Origin of the sequence: Paraburkholderia hiiakae (assembly GCF_904848665.1) — a bacterium.
Taxonomy (GTDB): domain Bacteria; phylum Pseudomonadota; class Gammaproteobacteria; order Burkholderiales; family Burkholderiaceae; genus Paraburkholderia; species Paraburkholderia hiiakae.
This window is the reverse complement of sequence record NZ_CAJHCQ010000007.1, coordinates 182,323-200,018: the sequence shown is the minus strand read 5'-3', so window position 1 is coordinate 200,018 and position 17,696 is coordinate 182,323. Positions and strand designations below refer to the sequence as shown.

Sequence of the window (17,696 nt, the reverse complement as noted above, 5' to 3'; positions counted from 1 at the left end):
CCGAAAAGCGCGCCCGTGGGCGCGCTTCGTTGTTATGCGGTCGCGTCGTTATCGACTGTCGACCGGTACTGCGGTACTGCGTGACTTACTGCGGCTGATAGATCGAATCGAACACACCGCCATCGGCAAAATGCGTCTTCTGCGCGTTGGTCCAGCCGCCGAACGTGTCGTCAACCGTATAGAGCTTCAGCTTCGGAAACTTCGCCGTGAGCGCTGCCGGGACCTTGTCCGAACGCGGACGGTAGAAGTTCTTCGCGGCGATCTCCTGGCCCTCTTCGCTATAGAGGAACTGCAGATAGGCCTCGGCCTCCTTGCGCGTGCCCTTCTTTTCGACGACCTTGTCCACCACCGCGACCGGCGGCTCAGCCAGAATGCTCACCGAAGGCACCACGATCTCGAACTTGTCCGGCCCGAACTCCTTGAGCGAAAGGAATGCTTCGTTCTCCCATGCGATCAGCACATCGCCGATATCGCGCTGCACAAAGCTCGTCGTCGCTCCGCGCGCGCCCGAGTCGAGCACGCCCGCGTTCTTATAGAGCTTCGAGACGAAGTCCTTGGCCTTCTGCTCGTTGCCGCCCGGCTGGTGCAGCGCATATGCCCACGCCGCGAGATAGTTCCAGCGCGCGCCGCCCGAAGTCTTCGGATTCGGCGTGACGATCGAGACGCCCGGCTTGGTCAGATCGTCCCAGTCCTTGATGTGTTTGGGGTTGCCCTTGCGCACGAGAAACACAATGGTCGACGTGTACGGCGAGGCGTTGTCGGGCAGGCGCTTTTGCCAGTCCTTCGCGACGATGCCCTTATTGGCGAGCGCGTCGATGTCCCATGCCAGCGCGAGCGTCACGACGTCGGCCTGCAGGCCGTCGAGCACCGAGCGCGCCTGCGCACCCGAGCCGCCATGCGACTGCTTGATGGTGAGCGTTTCGCCCGTCTTCGCCTTCCACTGCTTGATAAAGGCCTCGTTGATGTCCTGGTACAACTCGCGCGTCGGATCGTAGGAGACGTTGAGCAGCGACGTATCCGCGTGAGCGGCCACGGGCGCCATCGCCATGACTCCGACGAGCGGCGCCACGCCGATCACCAGTTTTGCCGCCAGTGTTTTCAGCCAGCCCGCGCGCCCCGTATTTGTCGTGCCCATCTATCTGTTCTCCGTTTTCGTGTGTGCTCGTTCGCGCTCATCTGTGAATTGCAGCTAACGATGGAGGCCAGTCTAGCGATCTGCTTACATTATTAAAAATGATGTTTTCTCATTTTTTAATACGCAAAAGTGGTAAGGACAGAGGAAGTCGCTGCTGGAGCGCGGTTTCGTCCGCGCAAACACGGGAAAGCGGCTTGATAGCAACGCTCAGTTGACGAACTTCAAGTAACACTTGAAAAGTGGCGAGTACTGTATAAAAATACAGTTACCTGTTCAAACATACAGTGGCGCCATGACCAAACTCACCGCACGACAGCAGCAGGTTTTCGATCTGGTTCGCCGGGCCATCGAACGCACGGGCTTTCCGCCCACGCGCGCCGAGATCGCGGCGGAACTCGGCTTCAGTTCGGCCAACTCCGCTGAGGAGCATCTGCGCGCGCTGGCGCGCAAGGGCGTGATCGAACTGGCTGCGGGCGCCTCGCGCGGCATCCGCCTCATGCCGGGGCCCGACGACCTGCCGCACCAGTTCACGCTCCCGCACCCGAGCATCATGCAACTCTCGCTGCCGCTCGTTGGCCGCGTTGCAGCGGGTAGCCCGATCCTCGCGCAGGAGCACATCTCGCAGAACTACATGTGCGACCCGGCGCTCTTCTCGAGCCGTCCCGACTATCTGCTGAAGGTCCGCGGGCTTTCCATGCGCGACGCCGGCATTTTCGACGGCGACCTCCTCGCCGTGCAAAAGAAGGCCGAAGCGAAAGACGGGCAAATCATCGTGGCGCGCCTTGGCGACGACGTCACCGTGAAGCGCCTGAAGCGCCGTCCAAATGGGCTCGAACTGATCGCCGAGAACCCCGACTACGACAATATTTTTGTCGAGGCCGGCAGCGCGGAATTCGCGCTGGAAGGCATTGCGGTCGGCCTGATCCGCCCCACCGAATTCTAAGAAGTCCGTCTGCGCGCAATTTGCCTGCAATTTGCCTGCAGATTGCGCACCGTCTGCGCACTACCTGGAGAGAGTCATGGAACGCCTTGCCCGCTTGCTGCCCTTCCGTCAATTCGGCCGTCTTCGCCACCTCCGTGGAATCGCCTCGTGCGCGGTGCGCGAAGTGCGCGATTCAGCCGCCGCACTGAGCGGCTCGCTCTTCGAAGACTCGCCGGAGATGGTGGCGGCCAGCGCGGCCGACCTGCCGGCGCTGCCCTCGGCTCAGCCGGCGTTTGCGCGCGTGTCGCTCAACAGCACGCTCAACACCGTACAGCCCATGCGCCGTGCGCCCGTGCGCGTCTATCAGGGTCCGTCGCGGCTCATCCTCGTTGGTACGGTTGACGCGGTCTGCCGCGCAATCGACCGCTGCATTGCCGAGCAGCAAAGCGACCTGCCTGGGGCGCTCGCGAAGTAAGCCCGAATTGAGCGAATACGCTGCTCAAATGTGAGAAGAGGTTACGGTCGGGATCGTTTGGCCGGGTTTGCGGTCAACACCGTGTTTGAACGATTTGCCCTATGCCGATGACAGAATCTCTCTCGACCCCACGTAAGACCCCAGGCTGGAAGAAGCCCGTCGCGATCACCGTTGCGGTCGCCATGATTGTTGCCGCGCTTGGTTACGCCTATGCGTCGCCCTATATCGCGGTGAAACACATGAAAGCCGCCGCCGACGCTCGCGACGCCGCCACGCTCAACGAGTACGTCGATTACCCAGCGCTACGTTTGAGCCTCAAGCAGCAGGTTGGCGAAATGCTGCAGCGGCGCGTCGAGGGGCAGCACAGCAGCAATCCGCTGCTGATCCTCGGCGCCGTGATTGGCGCGGCACTAATCAGTCCGCTCGTGGATGCCTACGCAACACCGGATGGCGTGGCTGCTCTACTGAACGGCATGCCGCCAACGGGCAAGCCTGGCGACCGGCCGCACGCGCCGCCGCCAGCGGAATCTGGCGCAGAATCTGGCGCACAGCCGGCAGAATCCACACAATCGGCGCCGCCCACCGCCGCGCCACCGGCCCCAGCGGCCTCGGGCAACCCCGCGTCCGAGGCTCGGCCGGTCACCACGGCCGGCTATCGCGGTCTCAATGAATTTGCGCTCACATGGGACCGAGGCAGTACGGGCGAGCACTATGCCGCCATCCTGCAGCGTCACGGGCTCTTCTCGTGGAAGCTCTCAGCGGTCGAGCTAAGCGAAGGAAACGTCTCGAACTGAAACAGATCGGAAGTGAAAGCGGAGACAGGCCGGTTCTGTGCGAGCCGGCCCGTTTGATCGCGCTTGATCGCGCTTGATTGTCTACGCGGCGGCTTGCTGCTGTTTTTCCTCAGCCGCCGACGAACACGCCACGAGAATGCTGCACGACACGCGGTCGAGCAGCGGCGTGTTGCCCGCGCCCATCCACCAGCGCGAAAGCCCCGTGCGGCAGCGGTGACCCACCACCACGAGGTCGGCATTCAATTCGCTGGCCAGATTCGCGATTTCGTCGATCGGATGCCCGAACGCGAAGTGGCCCTGGGCGCGCACGCCGCGCTCAGTGAGCCAGTCCACGCCTTCTTGAAGGATTTCGCGCGCCGTTTCCTCGAAGCGCCCGCAAGCCACATCGGTCAGCAGGCCGGCGCTCTGGGCGATCGTCGAACGCATGTCGACAACCGAGAGCAGATGCGTTTCCGCCTGCAGATCGAGCGCAAGATCGGCGCCGCAACGCAGTGCCTTGCGGCCTTCGCGCGAGCCGTCGTAACAGAGCAGAATTTTTTTGTAGCTCGCCATGATCGCTTCTCCCTGCCCGCGTGACTTGCAGGCTGTGTGATTCTCATGATGGTGCGCCGCAATTCCACACGCAAGGGCTGGAAAACGCCAGGTGAGCATCGAAAAACGCCAGATGCGTCCTCCCCAGCGCACGCGTCTGGTGCACGGCCGGATGCTTGCCCCGACATGCATTCGCCTCATGCAACGTCAAACGGCTTCGAAGCGGCGCCCAACCCGCCACGCAGCAATGCACTAAAATGGGCCGCCTTGTTTCGTGCGATTTCTCGTTCGCTTTTGCGCTCGACTCGCGCGACGCCCGTTCGACTCACATTCAACTGGTCCATGCCCGCAGCCGCCATCGAATTCGAGCAGGTCATCAAACATTACGGAGACAGGGCGGTCGTCAACGGCCTCTCGTTCAACGTCCTCCCCGGTGAGTGCTTCGGGCTGCTCGGCCCCAATGGCGCCGGGAAAACCACGACGCTGCGCATGCTGCTCGGCATCGTTTCGCCCGATGCGGGTCGCATCAGCCTGTGCGGCGAACCGGTGCCGGCGCGCGCGCGTCACGCCCGCCGGCGTGTGGGGGTGGTGCCGCAGTTCGATAATCTCGACCCCGACTTCACCGTGCGCGAGAACCTGCTCGTATTCGGCCGTTACTTCGGCTTGTCCGCACGCGAAACGCGCGAACTCGTCGCGCCGCTGCTCGAATTCGCGCGCCTCGAAAGCAAGGCGGACGCGCGCGTGGGTGAACTCTCGGGCGGCATGCGCCGTCGTCTCACCCTTGCGCGCGCGCTCGTGAACGACCCCGACGTGCTCGTGATGGACGAGCCCACGACAGGCCTCGACCCGCAGGCGCGGCATCTGATCTGGGAGCGGCTGCGCTCGCTGCTCGCGCGCGGCAAGACGATTCTCCTCACCACGCATTTCATGGAGGAGGCCGAACGACTTTGCAATCGCGTCTGCGTGATCGAGGAAGGCCGCAAGATCGCCGAGGGCGCGCCCAAAGCGCTGATCGAATCGGAGATCGGCTGCGATGTGATCGAGGTGTACGGCCCGGACCCGGTCTCGCTGCGCGACGAACTCGCGGCCGATGCGAAGCGCACGGAGATCAGCGGCGAGACGCTATTCTGCTATGTCGATGACCCCGCGCCCGTGCATGCGAAGCTGCGCCATCGCTCCGATCTACGCTACCTGCACCGGCCCGCGAATCTCGAAGACGTGTTCCTGCGGCTCACGGGCCGCGAGATGCAAGACTAACTGCAGCAAGACTAACGCGGCAGAATTGACGGCGGCGTACGAATCGCCAAGGACACCATGCAGACACGCACCAACAACCCGACGCCCTCGCGCCCCGCCCATGCGCCCATGCGCGAGCCGCGCGCCGCGCTGCCTTCGAACGCCACGCACTGGATAGCCGTGTGGCGGCGTAATTATCTGGTCTGGCGCAAGCTCGCCCTCGCGTCGATGTTCGGCAATCTCGCCGACCCGATGATTTATCTCTTCGGGCTCGGCTTCGGGCTCGGGCTGATGGTTGGGCACGTCGACGGCGTCTCGTACATCGCGTTTCTCGCGGCGGGCACGGTGTCGTCCTCGGTGATGATGTCGGCGAGCTTCGAGTCGATGTACTCGGGCTTCTCGCGCATGCACGTGCAGCGCACGTGGGAAGCGATCATGCACACGCCGCTCACGCTTGGCGACGTCGTGCTTGGCGAAGTGATGTGGGCCGCGAGCAAGTCGATACTCTCCGGCGCGGCGATCATGGTGGTGGCGGGCCTGCTCGGCTACGCGAGTTTTCCTTCCATGCTGCTCGCGCTGCCCGTGATCGCGCTCGCGGGCCTCGCGTTCGCGAGCTGCGCGATGATCGTCACCGCGCTCGCGCCGTCCTACGACTTCTTCATGTTCTATCAGACGCTCGTGCTCACGCCGATGCTGCTGCTCTCCGGCGTGTTCTTCCCGATCTCGCAACTGCCCGCGGCCGCGCAGCACATCACGCTGATGCTGCCGCTCGCGCATGCCGTCGCGTTGATCCGCCCCGCCATGCTCGACCGGCCTGTCGAGCAGGCCGGCCTGCACCTGCTGGTGCTCGCGATCTACGTGGTGGTGCCGTTCGCGATCGCTTCGGTGCTGTTCCGCCGACGCATGATGCGTTAAAACATCGCGAGGAACTCAGTCCTCGTCGTCTCCCCAGGGAATATCGACGTCCGAAATAAACGCGACCGTCGCGAACGGCCCGCCTTCCTGGCGACCGACCTTGCCGTCGGCGCGATGCCATTCCACGCGGAACATCGTCGATTGGGTCTGGGCGAGCAAACGCACCGTGCGGATCTCTTCCGGATCCGACTCCTCCACCGGGCCATCGAGCGAAACCAGCAGCGACTGCGGCCACAGACCATCGGCCGGGTCGTAGATGCGATCGCCGTCGGGAATCGAGGTGTCCGCCTCGACGCCGATGGTGGCCGAAGCCTCGACGATCATCTTGCCGAGCGCGCGCAGCACCGCCGTGGCGCGGGCCGAATTGGCCTGGCGGATGGCGAGATCGCCGCGCGTGAGTGCCTGCTCGAGTTTCGGATTGGTTTTTTGCTTTGCCATGCTGGTTTTCGGGCCGCGGCCCGCTCCGTGGCGGGCGGCGGACCGCCCGCGTATTACAAGAATGCCGACGCTGGACGCAGGGCGCTTGCCTCGTCCCAACGTCCCTAGAAGCCCAGGGCCACCGCCGCGAGCCCCGCGGCGATGCCGAAGAACACCACCGTCGAGCCCACGACGGCGAGCATGCGCGGCCGGAACGAGCTCGCCAGCATCGCGAACGACGGCACGCTCACGGGCGGCAGCGTCATCAGGAGCGCACCCGCGGGCCCCACGCCCATGCCGAGAGCGAGCATCGCCTGGATGATGGGGACCTCGCCGGCCGTGGGGATCACGAACAGCATGCCGACCACGGCAAACGTGACGATCCAGCCAAGGCTGCTCGTCACCTCCGGGCCGATATGCGGGAAGAGCCACGCGCGCGCGGCACCGAGCAGCAGCACGAGCACGATGTACTCCGGCACGAGACGCACGGCCATGCGCGCGAAGATACGTGCCCAGCGCACGAAGACGTTGCCGCCATCGGCCTGTTGCTGGGCGAAAAGCGCCAGGCGGTCGTCGGCGGCACGCGACTCCTCGGGCGTGACGAGCCGGTTGCAGACCCAGCCAAGGCCAAACACCATCAACAGGCCCAGCGTGAGCCGCAGCGCGCTCCACTGCCAGCCGAGCACGAAGCCCATGAACACGAGCGTGGCCGGATTGAGCACGGAGTTGCCGAGCCAGAATGCAATCGCGCCGCCTGCCGATGCATTGCGCGCGCGCAGGCCAACGACCACGGGCGCGGCGCAGCAGGTGCACATCATGCCGGGCACCGCGAGCAGGCCGCCCGCCGCGACGCTGCCAAAGCCGCGCCGGCCGAGCACGCGCGCGACCCATTGCGCGGGCAGGAGGGCTTGCACGCCCGAGCCGAGCAACAGACCGAGCACCATCGCCTGCCAGATCGCCTTGCCGTAGGCGAAGGCGTAATCGAGCGCGGCGGAGAACGAGGGATCAGGGGCTGTGGACGCGCCGCCCATCAGGATCGATTTGCCGATGGAATGTGTTTCCTCGGCGGTGAATGCGCGGTGATAGTACGGGAACCACTTCACGTAGAAGAGGCCCGCCACCGCCAGCAAAATAAAAATGGGCCAGCCGTAGGACGGGGGCGATTGCGCTGGGCGTGCGCTCGTCATTGTGAATTTTCTCCCGGATTGAGCGTATGGACGGCCTGTCGGGGCGCCGTCACGCGACGCGTGATGGCGCCCCGACAGGCGCATGCTGGATCGTAGTGTATGCCTTGCGAATCGCCAACGACTTTGGCACGTTGGCGCCGGCGCCGCGCCGCGCGGGCCGGGAAGGGGCCGCGCGGTTCCCTGCTCCCTCTAGGGGGCAGGATTAGGCTGCTGCTCGTGCAGCGCGTCGATCTGCGCGAGCAATTCGGGGGTGAGCTTGACGTCGGCGCTGGCGATATTTTCCTTCAACTGGTCGAGCGAGGTCGCGCCGATCAGATTGCTGGTGAGGAACGGCCGGCTGTTGACGAAAGCGAGCGCGAACTGCGCTGGCGTATAGCCATGCGCCCGTGCGAGTTCCACGTAACGCGTCGTCGCGGCCACCGATTCCGGCTTGCTGTAGCGCTTGAAACGCTCGAACCGCGTGATGCGCGCGCCTTCCGGACGCGCCCCGCCCTCGTACTTGCCCGAAAGCCAGCCAAACGCGAGCGGCGAATACGCGAGCAGGCCCACGCCTTCGCGGTGCGCGAATTCGGACAGGCCGCTTTCGAACGTGCGATTGAGCAGGCTGTATGGATTCTGAATGCTGACGATGCGCGGCAGCCCGAGCTTTTCGGAAGCGCGCAGGAACTGGGCGACGCCCCACGGCGTTTCGTTGGACACGCCGATATGGCGGACCTTCCCGGCCTTCACGAAATCGGCGAGCACGCTGAGCGTTTCCTCGATCGGCACGGTGTACGCATCGTCGAGATACGGATACATGCTGCGGCCGAACGTCATCGTGCTGCGGTCGGGCCAGTGCAACTGATACAGATCGACGTAATCGGTCTGCAGGCGCTTCAGGCTGCCGTCGAGCGCTTCGGTCAGATTCTTGCGGTCGAACTGGTTCTGCGGTCCGCGAATGTGCTGCGGATTGTGCGGCTGGCGAGCCGGGCCCGCAATTTTGGTGGCGAGCACGATGCGCTCGCGCGCCGCGGGATGCTGCGCGAGCCACGTCCCGATGAAACGCTCGGTCTGTCCTTGCGTCTCCGGGCGCGGCGGCACGGGGTACATTTCAGCGGCGTCGATCAGCGTGACGCCCTGGTCGAGCGCGTAGTCGATCTGTTCGTGCGCCTCGCGTTCCGTGTTCTGCTCGCCCCACGTCATCGTGCCGAGCCCGATCAGGCTCACCTTGACGTCGGTATCGCCGAGTGTGCGGTATTCCATGGAAACGTCGTCCATCAGTTCGGTTGAGGAAACGCCGAAACTATCACGCCGCGGGATTTTTTTCAGGAAATGCCGAATGCGGCCGAATACGCCGCGGCCGGTGACGGCGCCGTTCGCCGGCAGACGTGCCAGAATCCGCACATGCGCCTAAGAGGAGAAATCGGCATGGAAAACCGACGCAGCTACGAATACATGGGTTTCGACATGACCGCCGGTGTGGACGGCGACCACGAAGCCGGCTTTTTCGTCTCGACGCAAATCTTCCATAGCCTCACGGGCGCCGAAAACGGCAACGTGCCGATTGACGGCATCGCCGCCGGCCGCTTCCCGACCCAGAATAACGCCTTCGACGCCGCCTTCGACCGGATTCGCGAGGCCATCGACCAGCGCGTTCGCGCCGCCTCCTGAGCGTCACCTCAGAAAAAGCAGGCCTGAAAAGCGAAAAGCCGGACGTCGAAACGACATCCGGCTTTCAGGCCGCCCGTCTTGCAGGCAACCCCGAAACGAATCGGAAACTTCAGCGCGACTTACTGGCCGAAGAAGACCGATTGCGGGCCCGTGGCCTTCGCGTGGCTGCCCGACTGCGAAGCCGAGCCGGCGACACCGCCGTATGCCGTTTGGGCGCCTTGTTCCTGGACGCGCTCTGCGGCCACGGTCTGGACGCTCTGGCCACGCTGCGAAGCCGGCGCGCCGACGTCCGGGCGATAGAACGGTGCCGGGCCATAGCCGCTGGCGAACGCCGGAGCGGCAACAGAAGCGGTAGCTGCGACCAGCAGCGCTGCGATGAGTTTGGTCTTCATGGTGGACTCCAATATCAGGTTCAATTGCGGATCGGGAAGGCGCCGCGCCTGGGAGGTCAGTGCCCACGAGCTGCGTCAACGAAACTCAGTGTATACACCTACTATCGGAAAATAATCGCGATAATCCGAATTTACTATTCTGCATTCAGCAACAATCGTGTCAGGCAATTCTGACGGGGCTGAGCGACGAACAGACCCTAAAAGCGCGCCTAAAAAAATTTGCGCAACGCAGCAAATTCCACGTGGATCACATAACGTCATCAGGGTTTTTTGGCCGAAAACGGCCATCGGGTGCGCTTCCTGCAGGGGTTTTGGGCGAATTGGCGCAGTGCGCAAAGGGTACGAAGAGCCAAGCCCGTATGCGGTAAAATCGAAGGTTGATCCACGCCAGCCGTTAGTCACCGGTTTCCCATCGCCATGTCCGACAACCATCAAGCCAGCCCCCGCCGCGTATCCGTCGCGCCGATGATGGACTGGACCGATCGCTACTGCCGCTCTCTGCATCGCTTCATCTCCCGGCACACGTGGCTGTATACGGAGATGGTGACGACGGGCGCCCTCCTCCACGGCGACGTTCCGCGCCATCTCGCGTTCACGCCTGCCGAGGCGCCGGTCGCGCTTCAATTGGGCGGCAGCGAACCCGACGACCTCGCGCGCGCCGCGAAGCTCGGCGAACAGTGGGGTTACGACGAAATCAACCTGAACTGCGGCTGCCCGTCCGAGCGCGTGCAGCGCGGTGCATTCGGCGCATGCCTGATGAACGAACCGCAACTCGTGGCGGACTGCGTGAAGGCGATGCGCGATGTCGTCTCCGTGCCGGTGACGGTCAAGCACCGCATTGGCGTGGATACGGTCGAGGACTATGCATTCGTGCGCGACTTTGTCGGCACGATTGCCGAAGCGGGCTGCGACGTCTTTATCGTCCACGCGCGCAACGCGATCCTGAAGGGCTTGAGCCCGAAGGAAAACCGTGAGATCCCGCCGCTCAAGTACGACTACGCGTACCAGCTCAAGCGCGACTTCCCGCAGCTCGAAATCATCATCAACGGCGGCATCAAGACGCTCGACGAAGTCGAGCAACATTTACAGCATGTCGATGGCGTGATGCTCGGCCGCGAGGCTTACCACAACCCCTATGTGCTCGCCGACGTCGATGCGCGCTTCTATGGCGCCGCCGATGCCGCGCTCACGCGCGAGGAAGTGGAAGCGAAGCTCATCGAGTACTGCGCGAGCGAAATCGCGCGCGGCACTTACCTGGGCGCGATCGTGCGCCATGCGCTCGGTCTTTACCGCGGCGTGGCCGGCGCGCGCGGATGGCGACGCATCCTCTCGGACAGCCGCAAGCTCGCGAAGGCGGATCTCGCGATCTTCGACGAGGCGCGCGAATATCTGCGCGTTCCCGACGAAATTCTTGAATAAAGGGCTAGGCAAGCCCGGTTTGATATGTATATAATCTTGCTTCTTGATTGACGCCGCTTTCAAAGCAGCGCTGATTGAGAAAACAGCGGTGGCTGTAGCTCAGTTGGTAGAGTCCAGGATTGTGATTCCTGTTGTCGTGGGTTCGAGTCCCATCAGCCACCCCAAAGAATTCTTTTGTATCAAGCGCTTAGGCGCAGCCGAAGATTGCGCATAGCGAAATTCGGAATGAAATTTAGAATTTCGGAATTAAGCCCGCACACTGTTGCGGGCTTTTTTCATTCAGACTCCCATTTCGCTCACCTGCGGCGCGTCTCAACATACCGGCCACGTTGGAGATCAGCTTGAGAAAGCAAAAGGAATTTAAAGAGACCCGATTCACTGCAGATGTCTTACGCGAGGCGATCGAGAAACTGCGCTCGATTGCTCCTGAATCCGGACAGGGTCTGCGATTGATCACACTCAAAGTTGCTCACGACGATGCCGCGTGGTCCTACGACACCGTCGACGAGTTCCTCGCTGACTATCGCATTTCAAAGCGCAAGGCAAATCTGTTGATCTTCGGCGGGGGGTACACTTTGGCGGCCGAGATGGGCGCGCGGGAAACGGACATTGCGATTGAGGCACCTACACGCTCTGAGATCGAATCGATATTCGATGTATTCGAAAGAAGCGTCAGCCAATGCAAGTTGCCCCCGCTTCCGGCGTCAGCACATCCGCAGCGAGACACGGTAGTTTTCATCGGTCACGGCCGAAGTGCAGCGTGGCGCGATTTGAAGGATCACCTCCAGGACAAGCATGGAGTGAAGATCGAGGCCTACGAGACCGGAGCTCGTGCGGGGCACACGATTCGCGACATTCTTGAGGAGATGGCACAGAAAAGTTCGTTCGCGGCCCTCGTTATGACTGCCGAGGACGAGCAGGCAGATGGGCAGTTCAGGGCTCGCCAGAATGTAATCCACGAGGCTGGCCTGTTCCAGGGACGGCTCGGCTTTCCCCGCGCCATTCTTCTGCTTGAGGAAGGTGTCGAGGAATTCTCGAATGTTCAGGGCGTACAGTACATTCGATTCTCGAAAGGCAATATTAAGGAAACCTTCGGTGAGGTACTTGCAACGCTCCGACGCGAGTTTCCGGCATAGCCTAAGCGACGCGACTACCCTGTCGCGCACTCGCTAAGACGAGACGAACGCTCAGAAGAGCGTATAGGTTAATAGCCTATCCGGGGTTCGAATCCCCGTCTCTCCGCCACCCGATATATAAGGCTTTGAGCGATTTGTGCTCAAAGCGCTGTACCTTAGAATCGCAGTTGTACCTTTGCAGATCCGAAATGGGCTCCGTTTTTGACGGGGCCTTTTTTGCGTTTGGGTGCCCTTGGCCTGCTGATGATTGGGCACGCACTTCGTCGCAGGAGTCGACATGGGCAAAAAGCTTGACGCGGCGCGGCGCGAACTTGAGTTCGCGCGCGATGCGCTTGCGCGGATGGAACACGCCAAGTCCCCAGAAGATTTTGAAAACCAGTGGAAAGAGGCTCTTGGCAGGTTGACGAGGTTCTGGAACAAAACCCAAGCGTCGCTCAAAGGTGATTCGAAATTCACCAATTCGCCGCACGTCAAGCGCATCAACGTCGCGCTCCGCTCCGATCCGCTTATCCAATATCTCGCGCGCGCCCGAGATGTTGATGAGCATTTGAGCGACGACATTACCGGCAGACTTGACGCCGGGATGCGGTTTGAATTCGATCTTCCAGACGGCAACAAAGTGTTCATGCACGCCCCGACGTACACTTTCGAAGACGGCACAGCAATCCCCGCCGACGTGGTCGGAGCCTCGCGTAGCTACTTCGCCCCAACTGAGGTATACGCGCAACCAGTGAAGCATCGCGGCAAGACCTATGAGCCACCTGTAGAACATGACGGGCAGAAACTGCCCGACACGAAACCCATCACGATGGCGCGCATGGGCATCGAGTTTTACAGCAACTTCCTCAATAAAATGATCGACGACGGATGGGACTCCGACGTGACGTAAGGCCGCCGCCGTCCCTGATCGAGCACACATCGCCCATCCGTTTGGCTATGCGGCGAATGCCGGCCGTATTCACCGCATAGATTGCGGCGATTAGAGAATCGGGAACGCGCTAGACTACTGTACGTTTATACAGTAATCGAACTAGCATGCCGCACCGCCCACCACTCACTGCCGAGCGCCTCGCCCAGATATGGGATGACCATCCCGAACCTGTCGTGCTCGAACTGCTGTGGGAGATCCACCGGCTGCGCGCGACCATCTCTCGCGCGAATCAGATCCGCAACTTTCTGGGAGCCAATGGGCACGGCGCCGTGCCCTCGTCGGTGTGGGGATGCTTCATGCAGGAGCTTGATGCGGAGCCGTGCTTGACTGACAAGCCGACGCAGCGGCAGCAGGCCGTGGTCGACAAGATATTGAATCGGCCGCGAGAGAGCTGAAGGGTGCAGGCGCATCCGCCCTGCCTTGTACTGGCGCATCAATGCCGGATCGGTTTCAGGTTTTCCGGCATGATGGACAGTCCTACCGGAAAAGCCCTTGTCGTAGCCTACGGCGTATCATTTTCTCGATTTTGCGAGCGCCGCACGAACAGCGGAAATCTCGCTGTCCACCCTGGCAAGAATCGAGTTTGCACACTGGTCTATGACATGAGCACCGCAGACGCCACTAGTAGAATCCAGGTAGACCGGGGGCGAACTCGGCGACGAAAAGTTGATTAGCGAGAGAGCCATCGAATACACCGTTCGAATCTGATCGTTGTCGGGATCAAGGCTAGAGAGGTGGATTTGCAGGGCGGATTCGTCCTTCGTATCCACAAGCCGCATGCTTGCCGAGTTACGAATTTGCTCCTTCACCGCATACGCAAGCCGATGGCCCTGAACGTCTTCAGTCCGATCGTCAACATACACCGCAGCCTTTCCAGGTTGTTGCGCTGCAACGATTGTTGACGCTGAAATCAATAACGCTGCGACTGCACTTCTTACCTTCATTGCGCCCCCGGATTTGTCATATTTTCAGCAAATGTAACACCGGGACCGATCCGAGAGGAAGGAATCTCCGCCCTCTGTTGAGCGCCATGCAAGGAATAACGGCGCGGCTACGGTTACTCTGACGATGGGCTTTTTTGCGGTATAGACGGCGCCAAATATTACTGCTACCTTACATGGCGGTTGCAACAGACCCCGCAACCTCCAGTGCCTCCCAAGCTGGAAGACAAAGCTTAAGGCCGCCGCTTCGCTAAGAATCGGCGGCCTCTTTTCAATGCTCGCCCGGATCCTCGGCCTGCGTGGCCTTCGGCTTCGCTGCACGTGGCGGCGCAGGCTTCGCCTCTGCGTGCATCGCGCTGGCAGGAAAGAGGTTGAGGAACGAACGAGCCTCATCGGTCGAGCGCGAGGCGAGCCAGTTCGAATACTCATCGGGCGGAACAATCACGACAGAGCGCTTTTCGTCTCCCGGCTTGTGGAAACGATTCATCAGCGGATGCTCGGCCGCGTTGACCGTAAGCATCGTGAACGACCACGCCCTTCCATCCGGTTCGATCCATTCCCGCCAGAGCCCGGCAATCGCGAACGGTGATCCGTCAGCCATTCCGATGCGCCAGCGCACGGCCTTCCCTGTTTCATAGTTCGGCTCGTAGAACGCCTCGCACGGAATGAGAGCGAGTTGTTGCTTCTTCCATGCGCCGCTGAAGCTTCGCCTCTCGCCGACCGTCTCCGCGCGCGCATTCATGGTGTCGAATACCTTCACGCCGTCGGGAATGTGCCGGCGCGGGACAATCCCGAAGCTCGCGAGATCCGCTCGCGTTTCCCCATCAACGCGTCGAATGATCGGCGACGCATAGTCTTTGTAGATTTCGTCTCGCCAAGGGCTATCCGGCGGCTCTATGCCGAAGTGCTTAAAGATGTGGTCGCGGCGCGCTGCGGCATAGTTCGTACACATGGGAAGCTCCAAGTGACAAGCCCCCATGATAGCCAGGTCCAAACGGCAACGACCGCGCGAGGAATAGCAGCGCGGCCGCGTGCTTCGTGGTTACCGCTTCGCCTCGCAATCGGGCGTGCTCGGCCGTACAGTGCAAACGTACGCCTGCAGCGCCTTCACTTTGTCGATTTCTCGCTGGTCGTCTCCAGCGACCCTGAAAACGCGTTCTGCAACCGCTGGGTCGAGGTCTGCGACGGCGGCGCTTCCATCGCCCACGCCGGCGGCGCGGGCAGGTCCGGTTGCATTACCGCTACCGGCTGCGGAACAGTTGCGCACTGCGACGCGCACGCGCTCAGTGCCAGCAGCGAGAGCAGCGCGATAGCTGCGGTTGTCAGTTTCATGAGCGTCCTTCTCCTGTGTGATTGCAGCGTCCGCCGCGGCTAGCGCGGCCTGCGCCACGTTGTGCGCGTCAATCGCGCGTTGCTCGCCCTCCAGCGCCGCGTGCGACACGTTCAGCATGTCGTTTGCGTGCTGCTCGTTGTCCTTCGCGTGCGCCGCCTGCTCAGCGGCGAGTTGCCGGGCGCCGATCAGGTGCAGTACCTCGGCGCCGACTGCCGCGCCGAGTAGCGCGGCGATCACATACGGAATAATTGCTCTCAGCATCACAGCCCCCTTTCGCATAGCTCGCGCTCTTCAGCACGACGTTTCACCAGACCGGGCAACACTCTGCCGCCCGATGTCACCCATTGCGGGCGCCCCGCGTCCGATTCGTTGATTGCCCGGCATGCGCCTCGCCAGTCGCCCGAATTGAAGCGGCGCGCCGTCGAACTGCCGCAGTACGCGCTGGCGCCGATGTTGTAGGCGAAGCTCACCGCGGCCGCGAGCTGGTACGTGCGCCCCTTCAGGCCCGGCGTGCACTTAAGCACCGGCTCGGCGTGCGCGATGAGCTGTGTTTCCAGCGACTCGCGACACTCACCGTCGCTGTAGGGCTGCCCGACCACAACGTCGTGCGTGTCGCCCATGCACTTCGTGGGGATGCCAACCGGATCGAGATAGCCCCGGTAGACGACGCCCTCGAAGCGCGGCACGACAGAAAGCAAAAGGGCCGCAGACGCGGCCCCTACGACTCCCACCAGTGTTTTCCTCGATGTACTAGCCACCGTGTTCCTCCAGTTCATGCAAGCGCGCATCCGACTCGCGCTGCTCGCGTTGATCCTTGCGCCACATGAAGTAGGCGTTGAGTCCGAATGTCAGAATCGCAGTGGCGATACCGACGATCACGCCAATGTCGGTCAGCGTGAGCGCTGATCCAAGCGATACACCGCTCCCCGCATAGCTCACTGCCTCGCTTGCACTGACTCGCATCCATTCCCCCCGAAATGAAAAAGGCCGCTCGCGGCGGCCAATAAAAAAGCCAGCTCGAAGGCTGGCTCGGTTGCTTGCGTTGTCCTGACTCAGTTGCCGTTCAAATAGCCCTGGTATCGGCTCGCGAGATCATCGGCGATGGCCTGGATATGGTAGTTCTGCATGTACGCATCCGGTGTCCGACAGTCGCCCCCCATGTGACCTACAAGGAGTCCATTGACGACGTCGCCGTTTGCGTCCCGCACGCCCTGGAACGGCGTGCCGCCAACCTGCGAAATCGTTGAATTCAGCCCCGCATTCAAGATGGCGTGATTCAAACCATCAGCTGCTGAGTTCTGGTTCGGGACATCACACGTCGGAATAGCCATGATCGCGAACACGCGTTTTCCCGATACGTTGGCGCGTTGCGTGAAGATGGCCAGATCCTGCGAGAACTGCGCTTGCGCTGCAAGCTGCGCCGGATCGTCCGCTCTGGTCACCATGTCGTCGAGCTGGAAATTCACGACGATCCATTCGCTAGGCTCGGTCTTGAACTGGTCGGGAGTCGGCGGGAGACCGTTGTTCTCTCCCATAACGATCTGATGCAGAGTCGTTCCATCCATCACTCCCGCCGACACCTGCGCTGGCACGCCCCGAGACGTAAGCGCGTCCTGCAGCGTCTGGACGGTTGCCTGCGCATCCGATGCAGCGCTCGGTGCATCAGCGGCCATCGCGGATGAGATCAGGCTGAATTGTGCACGAGCCACCTTCGTGGACGCACCTGACGCAAGCGGGTTTCCGTACATAGAAACAGTGAGTTTCTTCGTCGTGGTCGCGCTGCTATCGGAGCCGCCACTACCACCACCGCACGCCGAAAGCGCGACACACCCCAAGAGCAAGATGCTCAGTTTCTTCTTCATTTTTATCCCCGGATTGGCAATTCTCGTTTCGCTGCAGCGTCAAGTTTACAGATATATTTACGTCCTGAAAGGTTCGTGCGAAAAATACCCGCCGAGCATCATTCGACGACCGTTGCACCCGCAAAGGCATAGCGATTCGGGAAGCCGGGCACCACACTTCCATCGGTCGGCACCACCGCCGAAAGCTGCGCCTCTGCATACGCAAGCGCGTCCGTCCCGGCCTCCGGAAGGCCCTGAAGCTGAATCTGCTGCGTGTACATCGCAAACTTGCCCGCGTCCCTTGCATCCTTCGAGAGATACGATGCAACGGTGGCACCGACGAGGTTCGACACATAGTCGATCGATACCTGCTGCACGACGTGATATGACGCGACAGCGCCGGTGGACGGGGTATCGTAGTCTTGCTGAAGTGGCATGTTC

At 61.9% G+C, this 17,696-nt stretch carries 23 protein-coding genes and 1 tRNA gene; 11 read left to right on the top strand and 13 right to left on the bottom strand.

Features of this window, described 5'->3' with window-relative positions:
* Positions 1 to 85: 85 nt before the first annotated feature.
* Complete coding sequence (locus JMY28_RS15820) at positions 86 to 1,135, bottom strand: sulfate ABC transporter substrate-binding protein (protein WP_201696869.1); 1,050 nt, start codon at positions 1,133 to 1,135, stop codon at positions 86 to 88.
* 292 nt (positions 1,136 to 1,427) lie between these two features.
* On the opposite strand from JMY28_RS15820, the gene lexA reads away from it, so the two are divergent.
* The 3 genes from lexA to JMY28_RS15805 all read left to right on the top strand — a co-directional run bounded on the left by lexA (position 1,428) and on the right by JMY28_RS15805 (position 3,326).
* Entirely contained in the window at positions 1,428 to 2,078 is a 651-nt protein-coding gene (lexA, locus tag JMY28_RS15815; protein WP_201696868.1) for a transcriptional repressor LexA, read from the top strand.
* Between the two features lie 76 nt (positions 2,079 to 2,154).
* A complete protein-coding gene (locus tag JMY28_RS15810; RefSeq protein WP_201696867.1) occupies positions 2,155 to 2,532 on the top strand; it encodes a hypothetical protein in 378 nt (125 codons plus the stop codon).
* A gap of 101 nt (positions 2,533 to 2,633) precedes the next feature.
* The gene (locus tag JMY28_RS15805; RefSeq protein WP_236596886.1) at positions 2,634 to 3,326 is read left to right on the top strand and encodes a DUF2939 domain-containing protein; all 693 of its coding nucleotides are present in this window, start codon (positions 2,634 to 2,636) and stop codon (positions 3,324 to 3,326) included.
* A gap of 81 nt (positions 3,327 to 3,407) precedes the next feature.
* Here JMY28_RS15805 and JMY28_RS15800 read toward each other — a convergent pair whose 3' ends face one another.
* Positions 3,408 to 3,878, bottom strand: a complete 471-nt coding sequence (locus JMY28_RS15800) for a universal stress protein (RefSeq protein WP_201696866.1) — start codon at positions 3,876 to 3,878, stop codon at positions 3,408 to 3,410.
* A 321-nt stretch (positions 3,879 to 4,199) separates the two neighbouring features.
* Between JMY28_RS15800 and nodI the strand changes: the two genes are divergently transcribed.
* Entirely contained in the window at positions 4,200 to 5,114 is a 915-nt protein-coding gene (gene nodI / locus JMY28_RS15795; protein WP_201696865.1) for a nodulation factor ABC transporter ATP-binding protein NodI, read from the top strand.
* A gap of 57 nt (positions 5,115 to 5,171) precedes the next feature.
* Positions 5,172 to 6,008 (top strand): ABC transporter permease, encoded by an 837-nt coding sequence (locus tag JMY28_RS15790; RefSeq protein WP_201696864.1) that lies wholly within the window; start codon positions 5,172 to 5,174, stop codon positions 6,006 to 6,008.
* Positions 6,009 to 6,023: 15 nt separating this feature from the next.
* Here JMY28_RS15790 and JMY28_RS15785 read toward each other — a convergent pair whose 3' ends face one another.
* From JMY28_RS15785 to JMY28_RS15775, 3 genes are all read right to left on the bottom strand, one after another.
* Positions 6,024 to 6,446, bottom strand: coding sequence for a hypothetical protein (locus JMY28_RS15785; RefSeq protein WP_042268617.1), 423 nt, complete (start codon positions 6,444 to 6,446; stop codon positions 6,024 to 6,026).
* Positions 6,447 to 6,550: 104 nt separating this feature from the next.
* Complete coding sequence (locus JMY28_RS15780) at positions 6,551 to 7,612, bottom strand: permease (RefSeq protein ID WP_201696863.1); 1,062 nt, start codon at positions 7,610 to 7,612, stop codon at positions 6,551 to 6,553.
* A gap of 189 nt (positions 7,613 to 7,801) precedes the next feature.
* Entirely contained in the window at positions 7,802 to 8,854 is a 1,053-nt protein-coding gene (locus tag JMY28_RS15775) for an NADP(H)-dependent aldo-keto reductase (protein WP_201696862.1), read from the bottom strand.
* Between the two features lie 69 nt (positions 8,855 to 8,923).
* Between JMY28_RS15775 and JMY28_RS15770 the strand changes: the two genes are divergently transcribed.
* Complete coding sequence (locus tag JMY28_RS15770; protein ID WP_201696861.1) at positions 8,924 to 9,262, top strand: hypothetical protein; 339 nt, start codon at positions 8,924 to 8,926, stop codon at positions 9,260 to 9,262.
* Between the two features lie 119 nt (positions 9,263 to 9,381).
* On the opposite strand, the gene JMY28_RS15765 is transcribed toward JMY28_RS15770, so the two are convergent.
* On the bottom strand, positions 9,382 to 9,654 hold the full coding sequence (locus JMY28_RS15765) for a hypothetical protein (protein ID WP_028204875.1): 273 nt from the start codon (positions 9,652 to 9,654) through the stop codon (positions 9,382 to 9,384).
* Between the two features lie 417 nt (positions 9,655 to 10,071).
* Between JMY28_RS15765 and dusA the strand changes: the two genes are divergently transcribed.
* The 5 genes from dusA to JMY28_RS15740 all read left to right on the top strand — a co-directional run bounded on the left by dusA (position 10,072) and on the right by JMY28_RS15740 (position 13,535).
* Entirely contained in the window at positions 10,072 to 11,073 is a 1,002-nt protein-coding gene (dusA, locus tag JMY28_RS15760) for a tRNA dihydrouridine(20/20a) synthase DusA (protein ID WP_201696860.1), read from the top strand.
* A gap of 88 nt (positions 11,074 to 11,161) precedes the next feature.
* Positions 11,162 to 11,237 (top strand) — tRNA-His (locus JMY28_RS15755).
* A 177-nt stretch (positions 11,238 to 11,414) separates the two neighbouring features.
* Complete coding sequence (locus JMY28_RS15750) at positions 11,415 to 12,209, top strand: TIR domain-containing protein (RefSeq protein ID WP_201696859.1); 795 nt, start codon at positions 11,415 to 11,417, stop codon at positions 12,207 to 12,209.
* A gap of 277 nt (positions 12,210 to 12,486) precedes the next feature.
* Complete coding sequence (locus JMY28_RS15745) at positions 12,487 to 13,098, top strand: hypothetical protein (protein ID WP_201696858.1); 612 nt, start codon at positions 12,487 to 12,489, stop codon at positions 13,096 to 13,098.
* 215 nt (positions 13,099 to 13,313) lie between these two features.
* Positions 13,314 to 13,535, top strand: coding sequence for a hypothetical protein (locus JMY28_RS15740; RefSeq protein ID WP_201696857.1), 222 nt, complete (start codon positions 13,314 to 13,316; stop codon positions 13,533 to 13,535).
* Between the two features lie 117 nt (positions 13,536 to 13,652).
* Here the strand turns inward: JMY28_RS15740 and JMY28_RS15735 are convergent, their stop codons facing one another.
* From JMY28_RS15735 to JMY28_RS15705, 7 genes are all read right to left on the bottom strand, one after another.
* On the bottom strand, positions 13,653 to 14,084 hold the full coding sequence (locus JMY28_RS15735; RefSeq protein ID WP_201696856.1) for a hypothetical protein: 432 nt from the start codon (positions 14,082 to 14,084) through the stop codon (positions 13,653 to 13,655).
* 268 nt (positions 14,085 to 14,352) lie between these two features.
* The gene (locus JMY28_RS15730) at positions 14,353 to 15,075 is read right to left on the bottom strand and encodes an SOS response-associated peptidase (RefSeq protein ID WP_328809407.1); all 723 of its coding nucleotides are present in this window, start codon (positions 15,073 to 15,075) and stop codon (positions 14,353 to 14,355) included.
* A gap of 48 nt (positions 15,076 to 15,123) precedes the next feature.
* Positions 15,124 to 15,675: a lysis system i-spanin subunit Rz gene (locus JMY28_RS15725; protein WP_201696855.1), complete on the bottom strand. Its 552-nt coding sequence runs from the start codon at positions 15,673 to 15,675 to the stop codon at positions 15,124 to 15,126.
* Positions 15,675 to 16,190, bottom strand: coding sequence for a lysozyme (locus tag JMY28_RS15720; RefSeq protein ID WP_407945508.1), 516 nt, complete (start codon positions 16,188 to 16,190; stop codon positions 15,675 to 15,677). The genes JMY28_RS15725 and JMY28_RS15720 overlap by 1 nt, the downstream gene beginning before the upstream one ends.
* The gene (locus tag JMY28_RS15715) at positions 16,165 to 16,377 is read right to left on the bottom strand and encodes a phage holin family protein (RefSeq protein WP_201696853.1); all 213 of its coding nucleotides are present in this window, start codon (positions 16,375 to 16,377) and stop codon (positions 16,165 to 16,167) included. The genes JMY28_RS15720 and JMY28_RS15715 overlap by 26 nt, the downstream gene beginning before the upstream one ends.
* An 89-nt stretch (positions 16,378 to 16,466) precedes the next feature.
* Positions 16,467 to 17,276, bottom strand: coding sequence for a hypothetical protein (locus tag JMY28_RS15710; RefSeq protein WP_201696852.1), 810 nt, complete (start codon positions 17,274 to 17,276; stop codon positions 16,467 to 16,469).
* A gap of 98 nt (positions 17,277 to 17,374) precedes the next feature.
* Positions 17,375 to 17,692, bottom strand: coding sequence for a hypothetical protein (locus JMY28_RS15705; RefSeq protein WP_201696851.1), 318 nt, complete (start codon positions 17,690 to 17,692; stop codon positions 17,375 to 17,377).
* Positions 17,693 to 17,696: the final 4 nt, after the last annotated feature.

Coding starts and splice junctions, on each gene's coding strand:
- JMY28_RS15805 (WP_236596886.1), top strand. CDS start 2,634: ATGCCGATGACAGAATCTCTCTCGACCCCACGTAAGACCCCAGGCTGG.
- dusA (WP_201696860.1), top strand. CDS start 10,072: ATGTCCGACAACCATCAAGCCAGCCCCCGCCGCGTATCCGTCGCGCCG.
- JMY28_RS15790 (WP_201696864.1), top strand. CDS start 5,172: ATGCAGACACGCACCAACAACCCGACGCCCTCGCGCCCCGCCCATGCG.
- JMY28_RS15710 (WP_201696852.1), bottom strand. CDS start 17,276: ATGAAGAAGAAACTGAGCATCTTGCTCTTGGGGTGTGTCGCGCTTTCG.
- JMY28_RS15775 (WP_201696862.1), bottom strand. CDS start 8,854: ATGGAATACCGCACACTCGGCGATACCGACGTCAAGGTGAGCCTGATC.
- lexA (WP_201696868.1), top strand. CDS start 1,428: ATGACCAAACTCACCGCACGACAGCAGCAGGTTTTCGATCTGGTTCGC.
- nodI (WP_201696865.1), top strand. CDS start 4,200: ATGCCCGCAGCCGCCATCGAATTCGAGCAGGTCATCAAACATTACGGA.
- JMY28_RS15715 (WP_201696853.1), bottom strand. CDS start 16,377: ATGCGAGTCAGTGCAAGCGAGGCAGTGAGCTATGCGGGGAGCGGTGTA.
- JMY28_RS15780 (WP_201696863.1), bottom strand. CDS start 7,612: ATGACGAGCGCACGCCCAGCGCAATCGCCCCCGTCCTACGGCTGGCCC.
- JMY28_RS15785 (WP_042268617.1), bottom strand. CDS start 6,446: ATGGCAAAGCAAAAAACCAATCCGAAACTCGAGCAGGCACTCACGCGC.
- JMY28_RS15770 (WP_201696861.1), top strand. CDS start 8,924: ATGCCGAATGCGGCCGAATACGCCGCGGCCGGTGACGGCGCCGTTCGC.
- JMY28_RS15720 (WP_407945508.1), bottom strand. CDS start 16,190: ATGAACTGGAGGAACACGGTGGCTAGTACATCGAGGAAAACACTGGTG.
- JMY28_RS15800 (WP_201696866.1), bottom strand. CDS start 3,878: ATGGCGAGCTACAAAAAAATTCTGCTCTGTTACGACGGCTCGCGCGAA.
- JMY28_RS15745 (WP_201696858.1), top strand. CDS start 12,487: ATGGGCAAAAAGCTTGACGCGGCGCGGCGCGAACTTGAGTTCGCGCGC.
- JMY28_RS15735 (WP_201696856.1), bottom strand. CDS start 14,084: ATGAAGGTAAGAAGTGCAGTCGCAGCGTTATTGATTTCAGCGTCAACA.
- JMY28_RS15725 (WP_201696855.1), bottom strand. CDS start 15,675: ATGCTGAGAGCAATTATTCCGTATGTGATCGCCGCGCTACTCGGCGCG.
- JMY28_RS15820 (WP_201696869.1), bottom strand. CDS start 1,135: ATGGGCACGACAAATACGGGGCGCGCGGGCTGGCTGAAAACACTGGCG.
- JMY28_RS15810 (WP_201696867.1), top strand. CDS start 2,155: ATGGAACGCCTTGCCCGCTTGCTGCCCTTCCGTCAATTCGGCCGTCTT.
- JMY28_RS15705 (WP_201696851.1), bottom strand. CDS start 17,692: ATGCCACTTCAGCAAGACTACGATACCCCGTCCACCGGCGCTGTCGCG.
- JMY28_RS15765 (WP_028204875.1), bottom strand. CDS start 9,654: ATGAAGACCAAACTCATCGCAGCGCTGCTGGTCGCAGCTACCGCTTCT.